Genomic DNA, 23,137 nt, shown 5'->3' with positions numbered 1-23,137 from the left:
ACTTGAGAGTCTATTTATGTCTGTTATTGGTGTATTTCAACAATTGTGGAATAAAGCACAGTGTGGGTTCTCTTCTCAATTGAATGCGTTAGCGCCTTTTAGTGAACAAGAACAACAGTTTTTTGCTTTTACCCCCTTTGCAACAGAGCATTTGCGCGTTAATCCTCAATGGTTGACTGATATCAGGCAAAATCCGCCAACGAGTGTGGAATGGCAGAGTTATGAGCCTCAATTGACAGCAAAATTAGCCGATATTGATAATGAAGATGACGTTATGCGAGTTTTACGCCAATTTCGTCATCAACAATTAGTGCGCATTGCATGGCTACAATTTTTTCAATTAGCCGATATTCCTTGTGTGCTAAAACATTTGAGTGTATTAGCTGAAACATTAATTTGTGGCGCAAGAGATACGCTTTATCAGCAATGTTGCCAACAATGGGGAACGCCTTGTGATAATGAGGGAAAACCTCAGCCATTACTGATTTTAGGAATGGGAAAACTAGGTGGGTTTGAACTTAACTTTTCTTCTGATATCGACTTAATTTTTGCCTATCCTGAAAATGGGTTTACACAAGGTGGACGACGAGAATTAGATAATGCGCAGTTTTTTACGCGCTTAGGTCAAAAGCTGATTAAAGCGCTGGATCAGCATACTATTGATGGTTTTGTCTACCGCGTTGATATGCGGTTACGTCCTTTTGGCGAAAGTGGGCCTTTGGTAATGAGCTTTGCAGCACTGGAAGATTATTATCAAGAGCAAGGGCGCGATTGGGAACGTTACGCCATGATCAAAGCACGCGTTTTAGGGGCAGAAAAGAAAGAGTATTGCCAAGTATTGCGCCAAATGTTGCGTCCTTTTGTTTATCGTCGTTATATTGATTTTAGTGTTATTCAATCACTTAGAAATATGAAATCCATGATAAGTCGTGAAGTTCGTCGTCGTGGCATGATTGATAATATAAAATTAGGCTCTGGTGGTATTCGTGAAATCGAATTTATTACGCAAGTTTTTCAGCTAATTCGTGGTGGTAGAGAGCCTGAGCTTCAAAGCAATTCATTATTAACGGTGCTTAACGTTATTGCGAAACTTGAATTACTCACCGCAGAAGAAACGGCACAATTGGCTGAAAGCTACCTTTTTCTTCGCCGATTAGAAAATCTTTTACAGTCTATTGGTGATCAACAAACCCAAGCCTTACCTGAAAGTGAAGAAGATAAAGCCAGATTGACTTTGGCAATGGGATTTGATGATTGGAAAGCGCTTTATCAAGAAATTAATCACAAGATGCAGGCTGTTTCCGTAATTTTCACGCAATTAATTGGTGAAGAAGACGAAAACGATGATGAAGACGATATCTCTGAATTTAAGCGTCTTTGGTTACTTGGTCGCTTGCCTGAAACATCGTCATTATTTCATGAAACATTAACCAGTGAAGCGCTTGAGGCAATAAATCAGACGTTGCAGAATTTTCGCCAAGATATTGGCAAGCGAACCATTGGGCCGAGAGGACGCGATGTTCTTGATGCCTTAATGCCAAAACTATTGGCTAAAATTTGCCAGCAACCCCTTACTTTAGTGACACTACAACGTGTGACGCCTTTGCTATTAAGCATTGTGAGTCGTACAACGTATTTAGAGTTGATGCAAGAGTCGGATGAAGTTTTAACGCATGTTATACGACTCTGTGCGGCATCTCCGATGATTGCTGAACAATTAGCGCTTCATCCTTTACTATTAGATGAATTACTTGATCCTAATTCTCTCTATCAACCTTTACCTTTAGATGCGTATCGTGATGAATTACGTCAATATTTATTACGTGTACCAGAAGAAGATGAAGAGCAACGATTAGAAGCATTACGCCAGTTTAAGCAAGCCCAATTACTACGCATCGCCGCTGAAGATATTACAGGTGTATTGCCAGTAATGAAGGTTAGTGATCACTTAACATATTTAGCGGAAGCTATTATTCATGCTGTTGTTTATCAAGCTTGGTCATATATGGTGAAACGTTATGGTGAACCTGAACATTTAGCTCATCGTGATGGGCTGGGTTTTGCGGTGATTGGATACGGTAAATTGGGGGGATGGGAGTTAGGATATAGCTCTGATTTGGACTTGGTCTTTTTATTAGATTGTCCAATAAACACTGTGACAACAGGGGCAAAAAAGATTGATGCCCGCCAGTTTTATCTGCGTTTAGCACAGCGTATTATCCATTTGTTTAGTACCAGAACATCTTCTGGTGTGTTGTATGAAGTCGATGCGCGTTTACGTCCTTCGGGTGAATCAGGTATGTTGGTTAGTACTATTCAAGCTTTTGATGAATATCAGAAAAATGAAGCTTGGACTTGGGAGCATCAAGCTTTAATTCGCGCTAGAATGATTTATGGCGATGATAAATTACAACAGATGTTTTCACGTATTCGTCATGAAACGTTATGCCTTTCTCGTGATGCTGATGTGTTACAAAATGAAGTACGCGATATGCGTAAAAAAATGGTGCAACATCTTGCACCAACACAAGCCGATAAGTTTGATTTAAAAACCTCATCTGGCGGTATTACTGATATTGAATTTATCGCGCAATATTTAGTATTGCGTTTTTCTCACCAATACCCTGCTTTAACTCGTTGGTCTGATAATGTGCGTATTTTTGAGTTAATGGCAAAGCATCAAGTGATGGATGAAGATGAAGCTCTCGCTTTAACACATGCTTATGTCACATTGCGTAATGAATTACATCATCTGGCGTTACAAGCATTACCTGCCATTGTGGATAATCATTGTTTTATCGCAGAGCGAGAGTGTGTATTAAAAAGCAAATTGAAGTGGCTTGGTGAACAAGAGTAATGGTTTGTTGGCATGAAGTCTTATGTGTATCTCTTTTTGCCTAACAAGTTATGGTATTATTTCGGCTTATTTTGAAAATAAATGTGGAGTATGGGATGAAAGTAACGCTACCGGATTTTAATAAGGCCAATGTGTTGGTTGTCGGTGACGTCATGTTAGACCGCTATTGGTATGGCCCAACAAGTCGAATTTCACCAGAAGCCCCAGTGCCAGTGGTTAAAGTTGATACCACAGAAGAGCGACCAGGTGGTGCAGCAAACGTTGCGATGAATATTGCGTCTCTTGGTGCTAATTCGCGTTTAGTGGGTTTAACAGGTATTGATGAAGCCGCAAAAGCATTGAGCAATACATTAAATCAGGTCAATGTGCGTTGTGATTTTGTCTCTGTTGCGACACACCCAACGATCACAAAATTACGTGTACTTTCACGTAATCAGCAATTAATCCGTCTTGATTTTGAAGAAGGATTTAGCAATGTTGATCCTCAACCTATTTATGAACGTATTCAGCAAGCATTACCTTCTATTGGCGCATTGGTTTTATCTGACTATGCCAAAGGGGCACTTTCTCATGTTCAAGAGATGATCCAACTGGCAAAAAAAGCTGGTGTACCTGTATTAATCGATCCTAAGGGATCAGATTTTGAACGCTATCGCGGTGCGACGCTATTAACGCCAAATATGTCTGAATTTGAACAAGTGGTTGGTGTTTGTAAAACTGATGATGAGCTGGTGGAAAAAGGGACTCAATTAGTTCGAGATTTAGATCTTGAAGCGTTGCTGATCACTCGCTCAGAGCGAGGAATGAGCTTACTGCGTGCTAATGAAGCTCCATTGCATTTACCAACCCAAGCCCAAGAAGTTTATGATGTAACAGGTGCAGGTGATACAGTAATTGGCGTATTAGCAACCTCTTTAGCTGCTGGCAAACCTTTAGGTGAAGCCTGTTTCCTTGCTAACGCAGCGGCAGGCGTTGTTGTGGGTAAATTAGGGACATCAACGGTATCACCTATTGAGCTTGAAAATGCTATTCGTGGTCGAGCTGATAACGGGTTTGGCATGATGGAGGAAGAACAATTAAAACAAGCCGTCGAATTAGCGCGTCAGCGCGGTGAGCGTATTGTGATGACAAATGGTTGTTTTGATATTCTTCATGCAGGTCATGTTAGCTATTTAGCGAATGCACGTAAATTAGGAGATCGCCTTATTGTTGCGGTAAATAGTGATGCGTCTACTAAGCGCTTAAAAGGTGAAAGTCGTCCTGTTAACCCATTAGAACAGCGTATGACTGTGTTGGGCGCATTAGGTGCTGTCGATTGGGTTGTTGCGTTTGAAGAAGATACACCACAGCGCTTAATTGCCTCTGTATTACCGGATATCTTAGTTAAAGGTGGCGATTATAAGCCTGAAGACATCGCAGGTAGCAAAGAAGTTTGGGCAGCAGGCGGTGAAGTAAAAGTGCTGAATTTTGAAGACGGCATTTCTACAACAAATATTATTAATGCGATTAAAAAGAAATAATGGCATTTATAAAAATGAAAGGCACTCTTCGGAGTGCTTTTTTTTGCTCTCATAACAATAAATCTAATTATTAATACTAAAGCTTCAACATTATTTTATATTAATGATTATTGTTCTCGTTTTAAATGATATTCAACAATATAATCTTGGGTGTTTCTATACATTATTGAGTAATTAATATAATCACCATGAATACTGTATGATAATGTGCTGAGCCTTAATATGGGAATGTTATTCTCTATTTTTAATAATTGACAAATATTGTTATCTGGCATGATAGGGTGGAAAGTTTCGTAACTTCCCGCTATTTTTATTTGGCAAACATTTTCAATAAAATCAAATTTAGATCCTTCTAAGTGCGTTAATGTTAAATTACTAAAATATTTTACGGGCATATAACTATCTTCAACAATAAGCGGTTTGTTGTCTACAAAACGTATTCGTCTTGAATAAAATATACGTTCATTTGAATTAATACGTAATTTGCTAGAAATAGATAAAGGGCAGGGAATAACACTAAACTCTATCACTTCGCTTCTTACGTTGTGGCCTGTATTTGCCATTAATTCGACAAAGCCTTTTAGGCTAGCATTTTCATGATGAACGTCTTTTTCTTTAATATAAGTCCCTGAGCCATGTTTTCGTTCTAATAATCCTGCAATAACTAATAAATCTACTGCTTTACGTATTGTCATTCTCGATGCGTTGTATTGTTGCGCTAATGTTTTTTCTGCGGGTAGTGGGTCGCCAATTTGATATCCAGCAGAATTTATTTGAATTCTTAGGCTTTTTGCAATGTCTTTATAGATCATTTTTATACCTCTTTTTATTCTAAAAATTAGCTTATTCTATTTAATCTATATGAATCTAATCTTTTGATATATAGCATAATCATTTATACCTTTAAAATGTGAACGTTATCAAAAAATAAAAAATGATCTGTCTTTTAACTAAAAAGTAGATCACTTAGTGTGAAAGATTAGTATGAATCAGATCACGAATAGTTCATTTGAGATGAGAGAATAAAGAGAAAAGAATCTAATCTAATTTCACAGAATAAAAATAAATTAAAAAGCGTGTCATTTCAGTAGCAGTAAATAAGAGGATATTTTTATGCTCAGTCAAATACAAAGATTTGGTGGAGCCATGTTTACCCCTGTCCTGCTATTTCCTTTTGCAGGTATTGTTGTAGGCATTGCAATTCTATTACAGAATCCATTATTTATTAGTGAAGATTTATTAAGACCCGATAGTTTATTCGCTCAAATTGTTCATATTATTGAAGAAGGAGGGTGGACTGTTTTTCGTAATATGCCTCTTATTTTTGCAATTGGTTTACCAATAGGTTTAGCTAAAACTGCACAAGCAAGAGCTTGCCTTGCCGTTATGGTGAGTTTTCTCACTTGGAATTATTTTATTAACGCTATGGGAATTGTTTGGGGCAATTATTTTGGCGTGGATTTTACAAATGAAGTCGGTGGAAATAGTGGTCTTACAATGATTGCTGGTATTAAAACATTAGATACCAGTATTATTGGTGCAATTATTATCGCTGGTATTGTCACGAGTATACATAATCGTTATTTCGATAAACAACTTCCTGTATTTCTAGGTATATTTCAAGGAACATCTTATGTCGTATTAATTAGTTTTTTTATGATGTTACCGTTAGCGTGGATAACGTTATTTTTCTGGCCTAAAGTGCAAATTGGTATTCAATCTTTGCAAGTATTTATGGTTGAATCGGGCTCTTTGGGTGTTTGGATATATACCTTTCTTGAGCGTATTTTAATTCCTACTGGTTTACATCACTTTATTTACGGACCTTTTATTTTTGGCCCAGCGGTCACTGAACATGGTATTCAAGTTGATTGGGCTCAAAATATGCAATATTTCAGTCAAAGTACCCAATCTTTAAAAGAATTATTTCCTGAAGGTGGTTTTGCGCTACATGGTAATAGCAAAGTTTTTGGTTCTATTGGTATAGCGCTTGCTCTTTATTTTACTGCGGCACCTAAAAATAGAGCTAAAATTGCTGGTTTACTTATACCTTCTGCATTGACCGCTGTATTTGTGGGAATAACAGAACCATTAGAATTCACGTTCTTATTTATCTCACCTCTCTTATTTGCCATTCATGCCGTATTAGCTGCCACACTAGCCACAACCCTCTATCACTTTGGGGTTGTTGGGAATATGGGCGGTGGGATCATTGACAATTTCCTTCCGATGAATTGGATCCCAATGTTTCATAACCATTACGGAATGATTATTACACAGATAGTCATCGGCCTTATTTTTACAATGATTTGGTTTGTGGTGTTTAGAACGTTAATTATCAAACTTAATTTAAAAACACCTGGTCGTGAAGAAGATGATGAAGAGATCAAACTCTATAGCAAACAAGATTATAAAAATAAAAAGTCACAGGCTTCAGATAATTCCAAATCGGCAAAAGAAGACCGAAAGTTGGCACTACCTAAAGGCATTCTCGATGGCTTAGGTGGAAGTGCAAATATCAAATCTTTAAATAACTGTGCAACACGTTTACGTATTGAAGTGATAGATAGCGAACTAGTTGAAACAGATGCCTATTTTAAAGGGCTCGGTGTACATGGTGTGGTGCGCAAAGGTCATGCATTACAAATTATTATCGGGCTACACGTTTCTCAAGTGAGAGACAAAATTGAACAATTAATGAAAGAAGATACACAAAAAATCACCTTGTCGGAGGCTATATAATGAAGAAGTTCTCAGTCGTAATTGCAGGTGGCGGTAGCACATTTACACCCGGTATTATTTTGATGCTATTGGAAAATTTAAAGCGTTTTCCATTAAGAGCCATCAAATTTTATGACAATGATGCCGAGCGGCAAGAAACTATTGCTAAAGCGTGTGAAATTATTCTTACTGAAAAAGCACCTGATATTGAATTTTGCTATACCACTGATCCTAAAACAGCCTTTACTGATGTTGATTTTGTCATGGCACATATTCGTGTCGGTAAATACCCAATGCGTGAAAAAGATGAAAAAATTCCTTTACGTCACGGTGTGTTAGGGCAAGAAACGTGTGGGCCTGGTGGTATTGCTTACGGCATGCGCTCTATTGGTGGCGTGTTAGAATTGGTTGAATATATGGAAAAATATTCACCAAATGCATGGATGCTAAATTATTCTAATCCAGCAGCTATTGTCGCTGAAGCTACCCGCCGTTTAAAACCAAATGCAAAAATCTTAAATATCTGCGATATGCCAATTGGTATTGAATCACGCATGGCACAAATTGCAGGATTAAAGTCACGTAAAGAGATGCGTGTCCGTTATTATGGTTTAAATCACTTTGGCTGGTGGACGCAAATTGAAGATTTGCAAGGTAATGATTTATTACCCGTTATCCGTAAGCATGTTGCTGAACATGGATATATTCCAAAAGTGGCAGGGGAGCCTGTTGAAGCAAGCTGGAATGATACATTCGGTAAAGCAAAAGATGTGTGGGCATTAGATCCTGATACGATGCCAAATACTTATCTTAAATATTATCTATTCCCTGATTATGTTGTTGAGCATTCTGATCCTAACCATACGCGTGCGAATGAAGTGATGGAGCACAGAGAAAAGAATGTTTTCAGTGCTTGTCGTGCCATTACGGCAGCGGGTAAATCATCAGCGGGTCATCTTGAGATAGATGAACATGCCTCTTATATTGTCGATCTCGCAACGGCGATCGCATTTAATACTCAAGAAAGAATGTTACTGATCGTTCCTAATAATGGATCAATTATTAATTTTGATCCTGATGCAATGGTTGAGATCCCTTGCATTGTCGGAAGTCACGGGCCAGAGCCGTTAGTGATGGGCAAAATTCCATTATTCCAAAAAGGGATGATGAGTCAGCAAGTTGCAGTTGAAAAATTAGTGGTAGAAGCATGGATTGAAAAATCATATTTGAAACTGTGGCAGGCTATTACAATGTCCAAAACGGTGCCAAGTGCGACTGTCGCAAAAGCAATTTTAGATGATTTAATTGAAGTTAATAAAGACTATTGGCCAGAGTTAAAATAGTGATCAATTGACTTGTTATGTATAAAAAATAACCCTGCGTCTTTGTGAGATACAGGGTTTTTGCTTTATTACTAAACTAAAATCAGCAATAAAGTGAACGAATTAAGCTTTATTGTCAGCTTGCGCCTCTACCACAATTTCAACTTCTTCAATTTGAGCAACTTCAGCTTGAGGTTTTGCAAGCAGACCCGCTTCTAGCTCATTTAAACGTTGTTCTAAACGATTAAGTTTTTCACGAGTACGTAATAAGACTTGAGTTTGTACATCAAACTCTTCGCGATTGACTAAATCCAATTTGTTTAATTGAGATTGTAGAACAGTGCGGATTTTTTTATCAATATCATCACCAAAATCTTTAATGCCCTGTGGCAGAACGTTTTGGATTTGGCGCGCGACTTGTTCAAGTTTTTTCGGGTCCAACATGGGAAGTCCTCACAAATAAAATAGAAAGCTGAGGCTAAGTGTAATATGAGGACTGAGGGAATTAAACCAGATATCAAGATTATTGTTACTTTTTTATTATAAATCGTTAAATAACCGTATGTCATAAAATGATAATGTGATGAAACAAAGATTGTCACCGATTGATGATTGCCTCTTATAATTTTAAAGCGTATAGTTTCACCGTTAATCTCAGGGCGGGGTGTAAGTCCCCACCGGCGGTAGATACCTAAATACTTAGGTAAAGCCCGCGAGCGCTTTGTGTTGCCATTGTAATGCAAAGGTCAGCAGATCCAGTGTGATTCTGGAGCCGACAGTTAAAGTCTGGATGGGAGAGAATAAAATAGCATCAGTAGGATTATTGTATCCATTCCTGTTGTTTCTGCTTGTGTATTTATTAAGCAGAGATCCACTCCTAAGACTGCCCTGATTCTGGTAACTTTCATTAATTATTGAGGTTTTTTTACCATGAATCAGACGCTACTTTCCGAATTCGGTAATCCATTTGAGCGTGTTGAACTTGCTCTAGAAGCCCTTCGTGCTGGTAAAGGCGTGATGGTGCTCGACGACGAGAACCGTGAAAATGAAGGCGATATGGTTTTCGCAGCAGAAACTATGACCACAGAACAGATGGCGATGTCTATTCGTCATGGTAGTGGCATTGTTTGTTTATGCATTACAGAAGAACGCCGTCAACAACTTGATTTGCCTATGATGGTGGAAAATAACACCAGTCATTTTCATACCGCGTTTACGGTAACAATTGAAGCGGCACAAGGTGTTACAACGGGTGTTTCAGCATCAGATCGTTTAACCACAGTACGTGCAGCGGCAGCTGATAATGCAAAACCAAGTGATTTAAATCGCCCAGGTCACGTATTCCCATTACGTGCTCAACCTGGCGGTGTGTTAACGCGTGGCGGACACACTGAAGCTTCGATTGATTTAGCAACTTTAGCCGGTTTTAAACCTGTTGCAGTGTTATGCGAGTTAACAAACGATGATGGCACAATGGCAAGAGCACCAGAAGTGATCACTTTTGCTAAAAAGCACAATATGCCAGTCTTAACTATTGAAGATTTAGTGGCTTATCGTCTTCGTGAGGAGAAAAAAGCTGGCTGAAATTAACATGTTATAAACGACACTGAAAACACACACACACACTTATATCAAGCCACTTAAGGAAACTTAGGTGGCTTTTTTCATATTTTTTGAATAACTATTTCATACTTCTTTGACTATATTTCAAGTAAGAAGGCAGTATGCTTATGTGATAAGAACACTCGCCATAAGAGGTGGTTTATGGAAACAAAAATGATGCCAGCGCTGTTTATTGGGCATGGTAGTCCAATGAATGTATTAGAAGATAATACATACACTCGCCTCTGGTCAAAATTAGGGGAAACGCTTCCTCAACCTAAAGCGATTTTAGTGATTTCAGCCCATTGGTATACCGATGGAACTTATGTAACAGCAATGTCGCAACCAAAGACAATTCATGATTTTTATGGATTTCCACCAGAATTGTATGCAATAGAATACCCAGCGCGAGGCTCAATAGGTTTAGCAGCGCTGATTGAAGATCTTATTGATCCGATTAAATTAAAACTCGATATGGATCAATGGGGATTAGATCATGGAAGTTGGGGGATACTTGAAAAAATGTATCCCAAGGCAAATATTCCTGTTGTTCAATTAAGCATTGATGCGCGTCAATCAGCACAATGGCACTACGAATTAGGTCAAAAATTAGTTGAGCTACGTAAAGAAGGCGTTTTAATTATTGGTAGCGGTAATATTGTTCATAACTTAAGAATGATGGATTGGCAAAACAGTGATGCAACGCCTTATCCTTGGGCACTTTCGTTTAGTGAAGCAATAGAAAGTAGCTTGCAAAGTGACAAAGAGCCAACTGAGCTCTTTACGATTTTATCAACGGAAGAAGGACGATTGTCACATCCAACAGCAGAGCATTTTTTACCCGCGTTATACCTATTAGGTTTAAAACAGGAAGGTGAAAAAGTAACGTTGCTAAATAATGATATCATTAATAAATCGCTCAGTATGATGACATTTCAAATTGGATAAGATTGTTCAATAAAAACTAATTTATAATATCTAAAGGTCAAATGCACTTTTGTGGAATTTGACCTTTTTTATATTAAATATAATGTATCGACTCATTATATTTCCCTCGTTATTGACCTTTCCAATTTTCTATATAGATATAATAAATGATTTTAACCTTTTGTTTATATTGATTTTATTTTTATTTGGATAAATCTCTGATAAGCTTCATTACTATTCAATGAATACTTTTCATCTTTCATTAAATAAATCGATTATGTTTTTTTGAATATCTTCTAGTTTGATGTTGATAATTATCTGCTCTACACTTATGCACATAAATGATGCGCATAAATGGAGCTTATAATGAAAACATTAGCAATGAGTAAAAAAGATAAACGAGGAGTTAATGTGTATCTAACTGCAAAATTGGTGGATGAAGCGCGAGCGCTTGGAATTAATTTATCAGCAACACTCGATCAAATGTTATCTGATGCAATTCGTGAAAAAAAGCGAGAACAGTGGAAAGCGGAAAACAAAAATGGCATCCAAGCTCTTAATGAATTTGAACAAGAAATGGGGTTGTTTACTGATGACGATGAATATGGGGTTATTTAATGTCTCAATATACGGTATATCGTAACAAATCCCTTAAATCGAAAGAACAATACCCTTATTTTATTGATATTCAAAATGAGCTACTAAGTGATCTTGATTCTCGGGTTATTATACCGATTACTCAGCTATCATATAAGAATTCTCAAGTAGAAATATTGACACCCGTTATTAAAATAGATAATCAGAAATATGTTGTTATGACGAAATCTATAACCGTTGTAGCAAAGAATAAGTTAAGAACAGTTGATATCGTGTGTGTTAAACCAGAGATCCATACCGCGATTGTATCTGCTATGGATATGATTATTTCTGGAATATAGCCATATATTGAAATCATAAAATGAGAAGGTTTTTGCAATAAAAAACACCTTACTGCTTATAAACAATAAGGTGCTCAATATAATTTTAAGATTTCTATTAATCTAAAATAATATGTGGATAGAAGCGTGAGAGATCTTGAGTGATAAGCTCTCTATCTTCTCTAATACAAATACCTGCGGATTGGTCGTTAACCAACCAACTACCAATTAATGTATAGCTATCACCAAATTTTGGTAGTGGATGAAAATCTTGAACAATAAAGCCTTCTTCACCATAAGGACCATCTGCAACAGCAATATCTTTGCCATTTTCAACAATACGAATATTTGCACCTTCACGTGAAAACAGTGGCTTGATAACATAACGTGATAATGAATCAGGTGCTTTACCATCATAAAAATAAGCAGGTAGCAGATTTGGGTGATTAGGGAACATCTCCCAAAGCATTGGCAGTAATGCTTTATTCGAGATAATACTCTTCCAAGATGGCTCCAACCAACGAATTCCCGCATCAGCTAACTTAGTTGAGAAGTCTTCGCGGAACATAAATTCCCAAGGGTAAAGCTTAAACATATTGCTGATTATCTGATCTTGCAGATCAGTTAGCTCACCACGTTCACCTAGACCTAGATCTTCAATAAACACAAAGTCAGTTGTAACTTCGGCTTCTTCAGCACAATCTTGTAAATATTGAACCGTACCGCGATCTTCTTCAGTATCTTGGCAACAAGACATATGCAGATAACGCATTCCGTATTGATCACGAAGCTCTGCGAATCGATCGATTAACTTCTCTTGAATGCTATTAAATTGATCGGCATTTTGCGGTAAACGGCCTGCGTTGACTTGATCTTCAAGCCAGATCCATTGGAAAAAAGCAGATTCATACAGCGACGTTGGCGTATCTGCATTATTTTCTAACAGTTTTGCTGGGCTTTTGCCGTCATAGGCTAAATCAAGACGTGAATAGAGCGAAGGTTGAGATGATTTCCATGAATCACGTACAAAATCCCAGCAGTGACGAGGAATTTGAAAACGAGTCAGCAACTCTTCACTATTAGCCACTTTATCAGCGACCTGTAAGCACATCTGATGCAACTCTTCTGTTGTTTCTTCTAACGTTTCAACCTCTTCCATTGAGAATTGATAATAAGCATCTTCAGACCAATAAGGCTCGCCATACATTGTATGAAAATTAAAGCCAAATTCAGTGGCTTTTTCACGCCAATCTGGGCGTTCAATGATATTTTCGCGTTTCATGGTTTTAATTAACCACCTGAACGATAAGAAGATGAACCAGTTGAGCTACGGTTATTATTTGTTGCACTGGTACGTTGAGCCGCTGCTTGTCTTGAAACTGTATTACCAAAGCCGCCACGAGTTACTGTCGAGGTTGTTGATGGTTTTGGTGTCATGGCTGTTTTTGGTACGTTCATTTGACGACCACCAACTGCTGGACCATAGTTACGGCCTGTTGCGTCCACAAATTTACCATTCGCAGGGCTTGTTGGATTACGTGAACTAAACAGAGGTTGTGCTGGCGCACCGCCACCCATTAGGCGACCCATCATATAACCCGCCATTAATGGCATAAAGAAGCTACCACCAGAGTTAGCTTGAGCCATTTGTGAGCTGTCTGGGCTTAAATTATTGGCATTTTCGGTACTAACAGGCTGTCCATCGATAGACGCTGTTTGTGTACATTGTGCATCACCAAATTCAGCTACACAGTCTTCTAATGTTGCGTATTTCGGTGCTGTACGCTGTGCTTCTTGCAATGCAGTGCGATAAGAGTCTTCGCACTGTGCCGCTTGTGAAGGATTCGCTTGAGCACATTCTTGTGCATTCATATACAGTGAAACTGTCTCATCGCTCTCTTCACATCCTGAAAGCGCGAATACAGCAGTGATGGCGATTGCAACAGGCGCCAGACGATAAGGACGAAATGCTTTACGGAAAGCATCACGATTAATCGATTTGGTACGTTTCATTGGCATATTGATAAGATCCATAAAAGGTAAAACGTTCAAAATAAAATCTAGGATAGGTTAAATAGTCTAGAAAATAAATAAGAAACGCCTAATCATCAGGGATAACCAGAAATTTGTGATCTTTATAAGGTTAAGAGTAATGAAATTAGGTAAATCCTCTCTTTTTAACCTAATTGTAATTAAGGTATTTGTTAATACAAGAATATAGATATTGCTGAGATCTTAATTTAAGCCATAACACAATATCTTATGCGGAGAGGAAGCATAAAAAAAACCGCTTATCAGTTTATCGCTGAAAGCGGTTTTTTATAAGTGACTAAATTCTTAATTCACGATCAAGGTGCAACGTTAAGAGCAGGGCTTGTTAACGAGCGAATAATGCTATCTGGTGAAGTAGAAACTTCTGCACCTAGTGCATTATTTAACTGAATTAAGTCATTTTCATTTAATGTACCACGCGCATATTCAATATTTAATTGGTTAATTAAATAGTCATAACGTGCGTTGGATAATTTCTGTTTTGCATCATAAAGCGTTGTGGTGGCATTCAACACATCAACAATAGTACGAGTACCTACTTGATAACCCGCTTCAGTTGCATCTAATGAACTTTGCGCAGAAACAACAACTTGTTGATACGCTTTAATGCTACTGATTGATGCAGAAATATTGTTATAAGAAGAACGCGCGATTTGGACAATAGAACGATAAACCGATTCTAATTGTTCGCTAGCACTCGTAAAACCATATTGTGCTTGTTCAACTTGTGAGCTTGTTTTGCCGCCAGTATACAGAGGAATACTAACAGATAGACCAATACTATTTTGACCACTGTAACTATTGCGACTATTACCCGCTGTTGCTGGTGGTAATGCGCTACCGTGGCTATGGCTATTGGACACACCGGTTGATGCATTTAAATCTACTGTTGGTAAGTGACCTGATTGTGCTAAACGAATATTTTCGCGCGCTAAATCTTGACCTAAACGTGCGCTTAATAAACTTAAGTTACGCTCTTCAGCATCTTTTAGCAGTTTCTCAATAGAGTCTGGTGAAGTTGTTGAAAAACGGCTGATGTTTAGTGATGCTAGATTAATGTAATAGATACCACTTACTTGGCGTAGTTTTTCTAATGCATTATCTAATTGATTTCGACCAGCCACTTCTTGCGCCAGTACGCTATCGTAATTTGCACGCGCATTTTGTACGTCAGTAATAGCCACTAAACCTACGTTAAAACGTTGAGTTGTTTGATCTAACTGACGGTAAACTTGTTCTTTTTGCGCTTCAATAAATGATAATGAATCGATAGCACGCAAAACATCAAAGTAAGCGGTCGCGGTGTCTAAAATCAGTTTTTGCTGACTTGTTTGGTAAGTCACATCGCTCATGCCCGCTGTTTTTTCTTGAATATTTAATTGGCGCCATAACGCCATGTTAAACACACTTTGAGTCAGCGTTAAACTTGCACCAATAGCGTTGGATTCGGTGTTGCTATTATCGCGGTAGCCACTTTTATAATCTGCGGATGCGCCTAATCCTAATTGTGGTAATAATGAGCCACGAGCTTCATTAATTTTTTCAAAAGCTTGATTTCGTTCAGCTAATGACTTGCGTAACTCAGGGTTACTGTCCTTTGCTTTTTGATAAACTTGAAGCAGATCCTCAGCCTGACTTGCAGTGCTGAATCCTGCCAAACTCATCGTGACCAAAAGAGAGAGCAGTTTTTTCATTTTAATTCCTTGTTGCAACAGTTTCGCTGAGTTGCCTCTGTTAATCTTGATTGGGGATAATTCTAGCAGATTGTTTCCCTAACTAGGGGTAGCCATTTGTGCCATATCCTTTTATTTTAGATTAACTTTACATGAATTGTTGGCAAATTTCTTTAAATCTGTATTAAACGTAAGCAATAAAAAGACTCTTAAATGTAACTTAAGGAACATTGTATGAAGAAAAGGGAAAATACACCATTTTTATACGGTCGTGAAGATGTGAAATTGCTCAATCAAAGAGATTTATACAAAGGCTTTTTCCGCATGACCGAATATCGCTTTAAACATCGCCTTTTTGAAGGTGGATGGAGTGAAGAAGTTAAGCGAGAGGTTTTTGAACGAGGCAATGCAGGTGTTTTGCTTGCTTACGATCCCAAACGTGATGAAGTGGTGTTAATTGAGCAAATTCGTATTCCTGCGTATGAAACCAGTGATACACCTTGGCTACTTGAAGTGGTTGCGGGTATGGTCGAACCAGGAGAAAGTCCAGAAGATGTTGTTAGACGTGAAGCCCAAGAAGAAGCGGGTGTTATTGTTGGACGATGTGAACCTATTGTGAGTTATCTTTCAAGCCCCGGTGGTACGAGCGAAAGAATGCATGTTTACGTTGGTGAAGTTGATGCAACAACAGCAAAAGGTGTTCATGGATTAGCGTGTGAGAATGAAGATATTCGTGTTCATGTTGTCAGCAGAGAACAAGCTTATCTTTGGGTCGAAGAGGGGATTATTGACAACGCAGCATCCGTTATCGCGCTTCAATGGCTACAACTTCATCATGTTGCGTTAAGAAAGCGTTGGTCGATAATTTAATACATTAATCAATCTTTAAAGGATGTTTTTAGTAATATTATCAAGTAGAGTAACTATCTCTAAGTGTACGATATCAAATGAATTAAATTGTAAAATGAAGTGAAAAAAACGTGATTGAAAGCGAGAATATTTCTCACTAATCTTTTGAAATGTGTATTGGTTGGCAGATCTTTACTACGAAAATACGTTAACATAACGGCTAATGAGAGTGAAACAAGGAAACCTTTTGGAAAGCCAGCTTGAATTATCGGTGAAACACAAAAACACCGTAAGAATATTACAAATCACAGACACCCACCTCTTTGCTAATGTGGAAGACACTCTGCTGGGTATAAATACCTATCGTAGCTACCATGCGGTATTAAATACGATTAGAGAGCAGGGTCTTGATGTTGACTTGATTGTTGCGACAGGTGATTTAGTTCAAGATCAAACCTTTGAAGCTTATCAGCATTTTGCTGATGGCATTGCAACGCTAACACCTCCTTGTGTTTGGTTGCCGGGTAATCATGACTATCAACCTGCAATGATTGATGCTTTAAATCAGGCAGGAATTTTGTCAGCTAAACAAGTGTTGATTGGTGATAATTGGCAAATGCTGTTATTAGATAGCCAAATTCAAGGCGTTCCTCATGGTGAGTTATCAGATTGTCAGTTAGATTGGCTAACACGTTGTCTCGAAAGTCAAAAGCACAGAGATACGATTATCTTGTTGCATCATCATCCTATGCCTTCGGGGTGTACATGGTTAGATCAACACAGTTTAAGAAATTCTCAAGAATTGGCAGAACGTTTAAGAAATCACTCTCAAGTCAAAATGATGCTTTGTGGCCATATTCACCAAGAAATGGATGAAATGTGGAATGGCATTCGTTTGTTGGCAACGCCTTCTACATGCATTCAGTTTCGCCCTCATTGTACGAATTTTACATTAGATACTGTTTCTCCGGGCTGGCGCTATTTGGAAATGTCACTTTCATCTGATGAGAAGGGCAAAATTGAAACACAAGTTTACCGTTTAGCGGGCACTGAATTTTGTCCTGATCTTGATGCGGATGGCTATTAAGTTATGCCTCGTATTCTTTACTTGCATGGCTTTAATAGCTCACCTCAATCAGCAAAGGCACAGGCTTTTCGTCAATGGCTTGAAGTAACACATCCTGAAATTGAATTGTTAGTACCTCAACTGCCACCTTATCCTCAAGAAGCCGCTCAGCTAATTGAAACGTTAGTTAAAGAGAGTGCAGATGACAAGCTTGGATTAATTGGCTCATCATTAGGTGGCTATTTATCTATTTGGCTATCTCAACGTTTTAATTTACCTGCTGTTGTTGTTAATCCTGCGATACGTCCTTTCGATCTTTTGCAAGATTTCTTGGGTGAAAACGAAAATCCTTATACACATCAAAAATATAAGCTAGAACCTCACCATATGGATGAGTTGCTTGCTTTGCGTATTCCTGCAATTACCTCACCGGAACTTATTTGGTTGCTTCAACAAACTGGAGATGAAATACTTGATTATCGTCAAGCTGTCTCATATCTTGGCGCGTGTAGGCAAACCATAGAATCGGATGGAAACCATGCTTTTGTGGGTTTTGAACGTTTTTTTCCGAAAATTATTCAATTTTTAAAGATAATTTAGCCTTTCGGTCGATTAACCTGTAAAACGTAGGTTGATGTATCTAGCCGAAAATTAATATCATATTGCCGCCAACACCTGTTATTATAAACAGTATTTTTCTAACAGCGAACCGCAGATTAAAACAATGACTCAATCAAGTTATAACGCAAAGGATATTGAGGTTCTTAATGGTCTAGAGCCTGTACGTCGTCGTCCGGGGATGTATACAGATACAACAAGACCGAACCATTTGGCACAGGAAGTGATAGATAATAGCGTGGACGAGGCGCTTGCGGGACACGCATCGAAGGTCGATGTCATTTTATATGCAGACCAATCTATCGAAGTTATCGATAATGGGCGAGGAATGCCTGTCGATATTCACCCTGAACTTAACGTTTCTGCTATCGAGTTAATTCTTGCTCACCTCCACGCCGGAGGAAAATTCTCTAATAAAAATTATCAATTTTCTGGCGGGTTACATGGTGTGGGGATCTCGGTTGTTAACGCCCTCTCAAAGCGTATTGAAGTAACTGTTCGTCGTGATGGTAAAATTTACCAAATTGCCTTTGAAAATGGCGATAAAGTTGAAGAGTTACATGAGATTGGCACCTGTGCAAAACGGGACACAGGAACGAGTGTGCATTTTTGGCCTGATGGCTCTTATTTTGATGTTCCTCGTTTTTCTTCTAAAAGCTTATCTCACGTATTAAAAGCCAAAGCAGTACTGTGTCCGGGCGTTAATGTTTCTTTTGTCGATAAAGTAAACAATACCCAAGAAAATTGGTGCTACGCTGATGGTTTAACCGATTATTTAAGTGAAGCGGTTGCTGAGTTTGTTCGCCTTCCTGAAGAGCCTTTTACAGGCAAATTTGAAGGTGATAATGAAGCTGTTGAATGGTCTATGTTATGGCTGCCTGAAGGTGGCGATCTACTCACTGAAAGCTATGTTAACTTAATTCCAACAGTTCAAGGTGGTACACACGTAAATGGTTTACGCCAAGGTGTGTTAGATGCAATGCGTGAATTTTGTGAATTCCGTAATTTACTACCGAGAGGTCTTAAATTAACTGCCGATGATACATGGGAGCGTTGTGCTTATGTATTATCAGTGAAAATGCAAGATCCTCAATTTGCAGGGCAAACCAAAGAGCGACTCTCTTCAAGACAAACCAGTGCGTTTGTTGCAAATGCTGTAAAAAATGCGTTTAGCTTATGGCTAAATCAGAATGTTCAAGTCGGTGAGTTACTTGCTGAAATGGCAATTAGCAGTGCTCAACGTCGTATGCGAGCTGCTAAAAAAGTGGTGAGAAAGAAACTCACTTCAGGGCCAGCATTGCCGGGTAAATTGGCTGATTGTACTTCTCAAGATTTACGTTACACCGAACTGTTTTTGGTTGAAGGGGACTCTGCTGGAGGCTCTGCTAAACAAGCTCGAGATCGTGAATATCAAGCAATTATGCCTCTGCGCGGTAAAATCCTAAATACATGGGAAGTCTCTTCAGATGAAGTACTTGCGTCACAAGAAGTCCATGATATTTCGGTAGCAATTGGTATGGATCCTGATAGTGATGATTTAAGCCAACTGCGTTACGGTAAAGTGTGTATTCTTGCGGATGCGGACTCGGATGGTTTACATATCGCAACCTTATTGTGTGCTTTATTTGTGCGCCATTTCCCTGCTCTTGTTAAGGAAGGGCACGTTTATATGGCAATGCCACCACTTTATCGTATCGATTTAGGTAAAGAAGTTCATTATGCCCTTGATGAATCAGAAAAAAATGCCATTTTACAACGTTTAAGCCGTAAAAAAGGAAAGCCTAACGTACAGCGCTTTAAAGGTTTGGGTGAAATGAACCCACTTCAACTGCGTGAAACAACGCTTGATCCTAATACGCGTCGTTTAGTGCAATTGGTTATTGATGATGAAAATTATCAAGAAACCCTAGGCATGATGGATATGTTGTTAGCGAAGAAACGCTCTGAAGATCGCCGAAATTGGTTACAAGAGAAAGGCGATGAAGTTGACATCGAAGTGTAATGGATACCACAAGAGTCTGAGGAAAAATTGAATGAGTGAATTGACTCATGATGGTGTAGAGCGCCAACCGCTCCACTTATTTACAGAGAATGCCTATCTCAACTACTCCATGTACGTCATTATGGATCGTGCATTACCTTTTATTGGAGATGGGCTAAAACCCGTACAACGTCGCATCGTTTATGCGATGTCAGAGCTTGGCTTAAGTAATAACGCTAAATTTAAAAAATCAGCCCGTACTGTTGGTGACGTGCTAGGTAAATATCACCCGCATGGTGATATTGCATGTTATGAAGCAATGGTACTTATGGCTCAGCCGTTCTCTTATCGTTATCCGTTAATTGATGGACAAGGTAACTGGGGTGCGCCGGATGATCCAAAATCTTTCGCCGCCATGCGTTATACCGAATCACGTCTTTCTAAATATTCACAAACATTATTGAGTGAGTTAGGACATGGTACGGTGGATTGGATCCCTAACTTTGACGGCACGATGCAAGAGCCGAAAATGTTGCCTGCACGCTTACCTAATATCGTGCTTAATGGCACAACGGGTATTGCTGTTGGGATGGCAACGGATATTCCGCCTCACAATGCGCGTGAAATAGGGCAAGCTTTAGTGATGCTTTTAGATAATCCTGATGCAGGATTATCTGACGTAATGCAATATGTTCAAGGCCCTGATTATCCGACTGAAGCTGAAATTATTACCGCTCAAGACGATATCAAGAAGATTTATAAAACAGGGCGTGGTTCTGTCAGAATGCGTGCTGTTTGGCAAAAAGAAGAGGGATGTGCAGTGATCACTGCATTGCCTCATCAAGTTTCTGGCGCCAAAGTACTTGAGCAAATCGCAGCATTGATGAGAGCCAAAAAACTGCCTTTAGTTGAAGATTTACGTGATGAATCTGATCATGAAAATCCTACTAGACTTGTTATTGTTCCTCGTAGTAATCGTGTTGATTTAGAACAAGTCATGTACTACTTGTTTGTGAATACTGACTTGGAGAAAAGTTATCGCGTTAACTTGAATATGATTGGGTTAGATAACCGTCCAGCAGTAAAAGGACTACTAACTATTTTAAACGAATGGTTAGTTTATCGTCGCCAAACAGTGACAAACCGCTTAAATCATCGTTTAGAGAAAGTTTTACGCCGCTTAGAAATCCTCAAAGGTTTATTAATTGCTTATCTCAATATTGATGAAGTGATTGAAATTATTCGTCATGAAGATGAACCCAAAGCAGAATTAATGCGTCGCTTTGAATTATCAGACATTCAAGCAGAAGCTATTTTAGAACTACGTTTGCGTCATTTAGCCAAACTTGAAGAGATGAAACTAAAAGGCGAAAGTGATGAGCTTGAAAAAGAACGCGATAGCATTGAGAAATTGTTAAGTTCACCACGCCGTTTAAATACTTTACTTAAAAAAGAGATTGAAGCCGACGCGAAAGAATTTGGTGATGATCGACGCTCGCCTATTCGCCCTCAAGAAGAGGCGAAAGTGGTGAATGAACAGGATATGTTGCCATCAGAGCCTGTGACTATTGTGCTGTCTGAAATGGGCTGGGTACGTAATGCAAAAGGGCATGATATTGATCCTAGTGGCATGAGTTATCGCGCAGGGGATAGTTATCACAGTGCAGTACGAGGCATGAGTAATCAGCCTGTTCTGTTCCTTGATTCCACAGGTCGAAGCTATACCTTAAGTCCAAATGATATGCCTTCAGGACGTAGCCAAGGCGAACCACTAACTGGTAAGTTAACTTTTCCACCTGAAGCCAGCGTGAAATACATGTTAGCGGGAAGTGCTGGACAAGAATATTTACTGGCAACAAAAGAAGGTTATGGTTCGGTTCTCTCTTACGATGAGATGGAAACGAAGAATAAGACAGGTAAAGGGCTACTCACTGTTTCTGAAGAGACTGAATTATTAGCACCGCTTTTAGTTGATCCTCAAAAGAAAAATGAGCAACACTGGTTTATTATCATCACTGACAAAACACGTATTTTAGCCATTTCAGCAGAACAACTGAATGAAATGAATAAAAAAGGACGTGGTACTCGCTTGGTGTCTTTAGGAAAAGAGCAAGGCGATGTGATTGAACAAATGCTGTTTGCACCTAAAGATGAAGCATTAATCTTTACTGTTGATGGTCAGCAAGAAGTGCTTAAAGCAGAAGAGATCAACTATTTTAGCGGTAATGCGGGTGATGAACCTATTCCGTTAAAACATCTACATCCTGAAGCTGTTACCGTCATTATGTCTGAAAAAGGGCTTATTCGTTGCCAAAAAGGACATAACATTGATGCTAAATCAGCTGGTTTTAAATCTGGTGATGACTATTTTGATGCCGTTGAAGGTATGAGTAATCAACCGGTACACTTAATTGATACCACAGGTCAAAGCTATACTGTTGATGTTGATGCATTACCTTCTGGTCGTAGCAAAGGCGATGCGCTAACTGAACGATTAAAAGTTCAGAAAGGTGCGCAATTACGTCATGTTGTTATGGGCGAAAATACCGATAAGATCTTAATGGCATCTGATGCTGGTTATGGTTTTATCTGTCAGGTTGATGATTTAACTTCTAAAAATAAAGCAGGAAAATCACTACTGACTTTACCTGAAAATGCATTACCATTACCGCCACAACGCTTGAATAATGAGCTCACTGATCTCATTATGATCATTACTAAAGGCGGTAGAATGCTGATTTTTGAAGCAGCAGAATTACCCACTATGGTAAAAGGAAAGGGAAACCAGATGGTTTCTATTCCAGCTTCACAAGCAGCAAGTGGTGAGGATAACGTCGCTTGGTTACGAGTATTACCTGAAAATGCCTCTGTTACCCTGCATTTTGGTAAACGTAAAATGACAATGTCGATGAATGAGTTAGTTAGCTTTAAAGCAAAACGTGGACGCCGAGGAACCTCTTTACCTCGCGGTGCTCAAGTTATCGATCATATTGATATTGAAACAAATTAAATCTAATACTTAATTGATATTG

General features: G+C 38.7%; 18 protein-coding genes, 1 pseudogene and 1 riboswitch. Of the genes and pseudogenes, 14 read left to right on the top strand and 5 right to left on the bottom strand.

Annotated features, from left to right (window positions below):
- Positions 1-16: 16 nt before the first annotated feature.
- Positions 17-2,857: a bifunctional [glutamate--ammonia ligase]-adenylyl-L-tyrosine phosphorylase/[glutamate--ammonia-ligase] adenylyltransferase gene (glnE, locus tag F1325_RS15185; RefSeq protein ID WP_109373058.1), complete on the top strand. Its 2,841-nt coding sequence runs from the start codon at positions 17-19 to the stop codon at positions 2,855-2,857.
- 95 nt (positions 2,858-2,952) lie between these two features.
- Positions 2,953-4,377, top strand: coding sequence for a bifunctional D-glycero-beta-D-manno-heptose-7-phosphate kinase/D-glycero-beta-D-manno-heptose 1-phosphate adenylyltransferase HldE (gene hldE, locus F1325_RS15180; protein ID WP_109373059.1), 1,425 nt, complete (start codon positions 2,953-2,955; stop codon positions 4,375-4,377).
- Between the two features lie 107 nt (positions 4,378-4,484).
- Here hldE and F1325_RS15175 read toward each other — a convergent pair whose 3' ends face one another.
- Positions 4,485-5,189: a GntR family transcriptional regulator gene (locus F1325_RS15175; protein WP_109373060.1), complete on the bottom strand. Its 705-nt coding sequence runs from the start codon at positions 5,187-5,189 to the stop codon at positions 4,485-4,487.
- Between the two features lie 301 nt (positions 5,190-5,490).
- On the opposite strand from F1325_RS15175, the gene F1325_RS15170 reads away from it, so the two are divergent.
- The gene (locus tag F1325_RS15170) at positions 5,491-7,119 is read left to right on the top strand and encodes an alpha-glucoside-specific PTS transporter subunit IIBC (protein ID WP_109373061.1); all 1,629 of its coding nucleotides are present in this window, start codon (positions 5,491-5,493) and stop codon (positions 7,117-7,119) included.
- Positions 7,119-8,441, top strand: coding sequence for a 6-phospho-alpha-glucosidase (locus tag F1325_RS15165; protein ID WP_109373062.1), 1,323 nt, complete (start codon positions 7,119-7,121; stop codon positions 8,439-8,441). The genes F1325_RS15170 and F1325_RS15165 overlap by 1 nt, the downstream gene beginning before the upstream one ends.
- Before the next feature lie 102 nt (positions 8,442-8,543).
- Here the strand turns inward: F1325_RS15165 and ubiK are convergent, their stop codons facing one another.
- A complete protein-coding gene (gene ubiK / locus F1325_RS15160; protein WP_160230658.1) occupies positions 8,544-8,864 on the bottom strand; it encodes a ubiquinone biosynthesis accessory factor UbiK in 321 nt (106 codons plus the stop codon).
- 202 nt (positions 8,865-9,066) lie between these two features.
- Positions 9,067-9,226, top strand: a riboswitch (FMN riboswitch).
- 124 nt (positions 9,227-9,350) lie between these two features.
- Here ubiK and ribB point away from each other — a divergent pair.
- The 4 genes from ribB to F1325_RS15140 all read left to right on the top strand — a co-directional run bounded on the left by ribB (position 9,351) and on the right by F1325_RS15140 (position 11,887).
- A complete protein-coding gene (gene ribB / locus F1325_RS15155; RefSeq protein ID WP_023582768.1) occupies positions 9,351-10,004 on the top strand; it encodes a 3,4-dihydroxy-2-butanone-4-phosphate synthase in 654 nt (217 codons plus the stop codon).
- A 180-nt stretch (positions 10,005-10,184) separates the two neighbouring features.
- Positions 10,185-10,970 (top strand): 4,5-DOPA dioxygenase extradiol, encoded by a 786-nt coding sequence (gene ygiD / locus F1325_RS15150; protein ID WP_109373064.1) that lies wholly within the window; start codon positions 10,185-10,187, stop codon positions 10,968-10,970.
- Between the two features lie 345 nt (positions 10,971-11,315).
- On the top strand, positions 11,316-11,567 hold the full coding sequence (locus tag F1325_RS15145; RefSeq protein ID WP_099074463.1) for a type II toxin-antitoxin system CcdA family antitoxin: 252 nt from the start codon (positions 11,316-11,318) through the stop codon (positions 11,565-11,567).
- Positions 11,567-11,887, top strand: coding sequence for a CcdB family protein (locus tag F1325_RS15140; protein WP_160230657.1), 321 nt, complete (start codon positions 11,567-11,569; stop codon positions 11,885-11,887). Before F1325_RS15145 ends, F1325_RS15140 begins: the two co-directional genes overlap by 1 nt.
- 97 nt (positions 11,888-11,984) lie before the next feature.
- On the opposite strand, the gene F1325_RS15135 is transcribed toward F1325_RS15140, so the two are convergent.
- The 3 genes from F1325_RS15135 to tolC all read right to left on the bottom strand — a co-directional run bounded on the left by F1325_RS15135 (position 11,985) and on the right by tolC (position 15,612).
- Positions 11,985-13,148: a glutathionylspermidine synthase family protein gene (locus F1325_RS15135; protein WP_109373065.1), complete on the bottom strand. Its 1,164-nt coding sequence runs from the start codon at positions 13,146-13,148 to the stop codon at positions 11,985-11,987.
- Between the two features lie 8 nt (positions 13,149-13,156).
- Complete coding sequence (locus tag F1325_RS15130; RefSeq protein ID WP_072070058.1) at positions 13,157-13,885, bottom strand: DUF1190 family protein; 729 nt, start codon at positions 13,883-13,885, stop codon at positions 13,157-13,159.
- Positions 13,886-14,214: 329 nt separating this feature from the next.
- A complete protein-coding gene (tolC, locus tag F1325_RS15125; RefSeq protein ID WP_109373066.1) occupies positions 14,215-15,612 on the bottom strand; it encodes an outer membrane channel protein TolC in 1,398 nt (465 codons plus the stop codon).
- A gap of 213 nt (positions 15,613-15,825) precedes the next feature.
- Here tolC and nudF point away from each other — a divergent pair, with 213 nt between their 5' ends.
- From nudF to F1325_RS19575, 6 genes and pseudogenes are all read left to right on the top strand, one after another.
- The gene (nudF, locus tag F1325_RS15120; RefSeq protein ID WP_109373067.1) at positions 15,826-16,461 is read left to right on the top strand and encodes an ADP-ribose diphosphatase; all 636 of its coding nucleotides are present in this window, start codon (positions 15,826-15,828) and stop codon (positions 16,459-16,461) included.
- Positions 16,462-16,687: 226 nt separating this feature from the next.
- Positions 16,688-17,527 carry a 3',5'-cyclic-AMP phosphodiesterase gene (cpdA, locus tag F1325_RS15115; RefSeq protein ID WP_109373068.1) on the top strand — a complete coding sequence of 280 codons (840 nt, stop codon included), beginning with the start codon at positions 16,688-16,690 and terminating at the stop codon, positions 17,525-17,527.
- 3 nt (positions 17,528-17,530) lie between these two features.
- A complete protein-coding gene (gene yqiA, locus F1325_RS15110) occupies positions 17,531-18,106 on the top strand; it encodes an esterase YqiA (protein ID WP_109373069.1) in 576 nt (191 codons plus the stop codon).
- A gap of 124 nt (positions 18,107-18,230) precedes the next feature.
- Entirely contained in the window at positions 18,231-20,126 is a 1,896-nt protein-coding gene (parE, locus tag F1325_RS15105; protein WP_109373070.1) for a DNA topoisomerase IV subunit B, read from the top strand.
- 31 nt (positions 20,127-20,157) lie between these two features.
- Positions 20,158-22,338 (top strand): annotated as a pseudogene (gene parC / locus F1325_RS15100) (DNA topoisomerase IV subunit A); the annotation flags it as partial.
- A gap of 51 nt (positions 22,339-22,389) precedes the next feature.
- A complete protein-coding gene (locus tag F1325_RS19575) occupies positions 22,390-23,115 on the top strand; it encodes a DNA gyrase C-terminal beta-propeller domain-containing protein (protein ID WP_406588771.1) in 726 nt (241 codons plus the stop codon).
- Positions 23,116-23,137: the final 22 nt, after the last annotated feature.

This window comes from Proteus columbae (assembly GCF_009914335.1).
Classification (GTDB): domain Bacteria; phylum Pseudomonadota; class Gammaproteobacteria; order Enterobacterales; family Enterobacteriaceae; genus Proteus.
The sequence above is the reverse complement of the archived record's forward strand: the minus strand, read 5'-3'. Positions and strand labels throughout refer to the sequence as shown.

Coding starts and splice junctions, on each gene's coding strand:
- glnE (WP_109373058.1), top strand. CDS start 17: ATGTCTGTTATTGGTGTATTTCAACAATTGTGGAATAAAGCACAGTGT.
- hldE (WP_109373059.1), top strand. CDS start 2,953: ATGAAAGTAACGCTACCGGATTTTAATAAGGCCAATGTGTTGGTTGTC.
- F1325_RS15175 (WP_109373060.1), bottom strand. CDS start 5,189: ATGATCTATAAAGACATTGCAAAAAGCCTAAGAATTCAAATAAATTCT.
- F1325_RS15170 (WP_109373061.1), top strand. CDS start 5,491: ATGCTCAGTCAAATACAAAGATTTGGTGGAGCCATGTTTACCCCTGTC.
- F1325_RS15165 (WP_109373062.1), top strand. CDS start 7,119: ATGAAGAAGTTCTCAGTCGTAATTGCAGGTGGCGGTAGCACATTTACA.
- ubiK (WP_160230658.1), bottom strand. CDS start 8,864: ATGTTGGACCCGAAAAAACTTGAACAAGTCGCGCGCCAAATCCAAAAC.
- ribB (WP_023582768.1), top strand. CDS start 9,351: ATGAATCAGACGCTACTTTCCGAATTCGGTAATCCATTTGAGCGTGTT.
- ygiD (WP_109373064.1), top strand. CDS start 10,185: ATGGAAACAAAAATGATGCCAGCGCTGTTTATTGGGCATGGTAGTCCA.
- F1325_RS15145 (WP_099074463.1), top strand. CDS start 11,316: ATGAAAACATTAGCAATGAGTAAAAAAGATAAACGAGGAGTTAATGTG.
- F1325_RS15140 (WP_160230657.1), top strand. CDS start 11,567: ATGTCTCAATATACGGTATATCGTAACAAATCCCTTAAATCGAAAGAA.
- F1325_RS15135 (WP_109373065.1), bottom strand. CDS start 13,148: ATGAAACGCGAAAATATCATTGAACGCCCAGATTGGCGTGAAAAAGCC.
- F1325_RS15130 (WP_072070058.1), bottom strand. CDS start 13,885: ATGCCAATGAAACGTACCAAATCGATTAATCGTGATGCTTTCCGTAAA.
- tolC (WP_109373066.1), bottom strand. CDS start 15,612: ATGAAAAAACTGCTCTCTCTTTTGGTCACGATGAGTTTGGCAGGATTC.
- nudF (WP_109373067.1), top strand. CDS start 15,826: ATGAAGAAAAGGGAAAATACACCATTTTTATACGGTCGTGAAGATGTG.
- yqiA (WP_109373069.1), top strand. CDS start 17,531: ATGCCTCGTATTCTTTACTTGCATGGCTTTAATAGCTCACCTCAATCA.
- parE (WP_109373070.1), top strand. CDS start 18,231: ATGACTCAATCAAGTTATAACGCAAAGGATATTGAGGTTCTTAATGGT.
- F1325_RS19575 (WP_406588771.1), top strand. CDS start 22,390: ATGTCTGAAAAAGGGCTTATTCGTTGCCAAAAAGGACATAACATTGAT.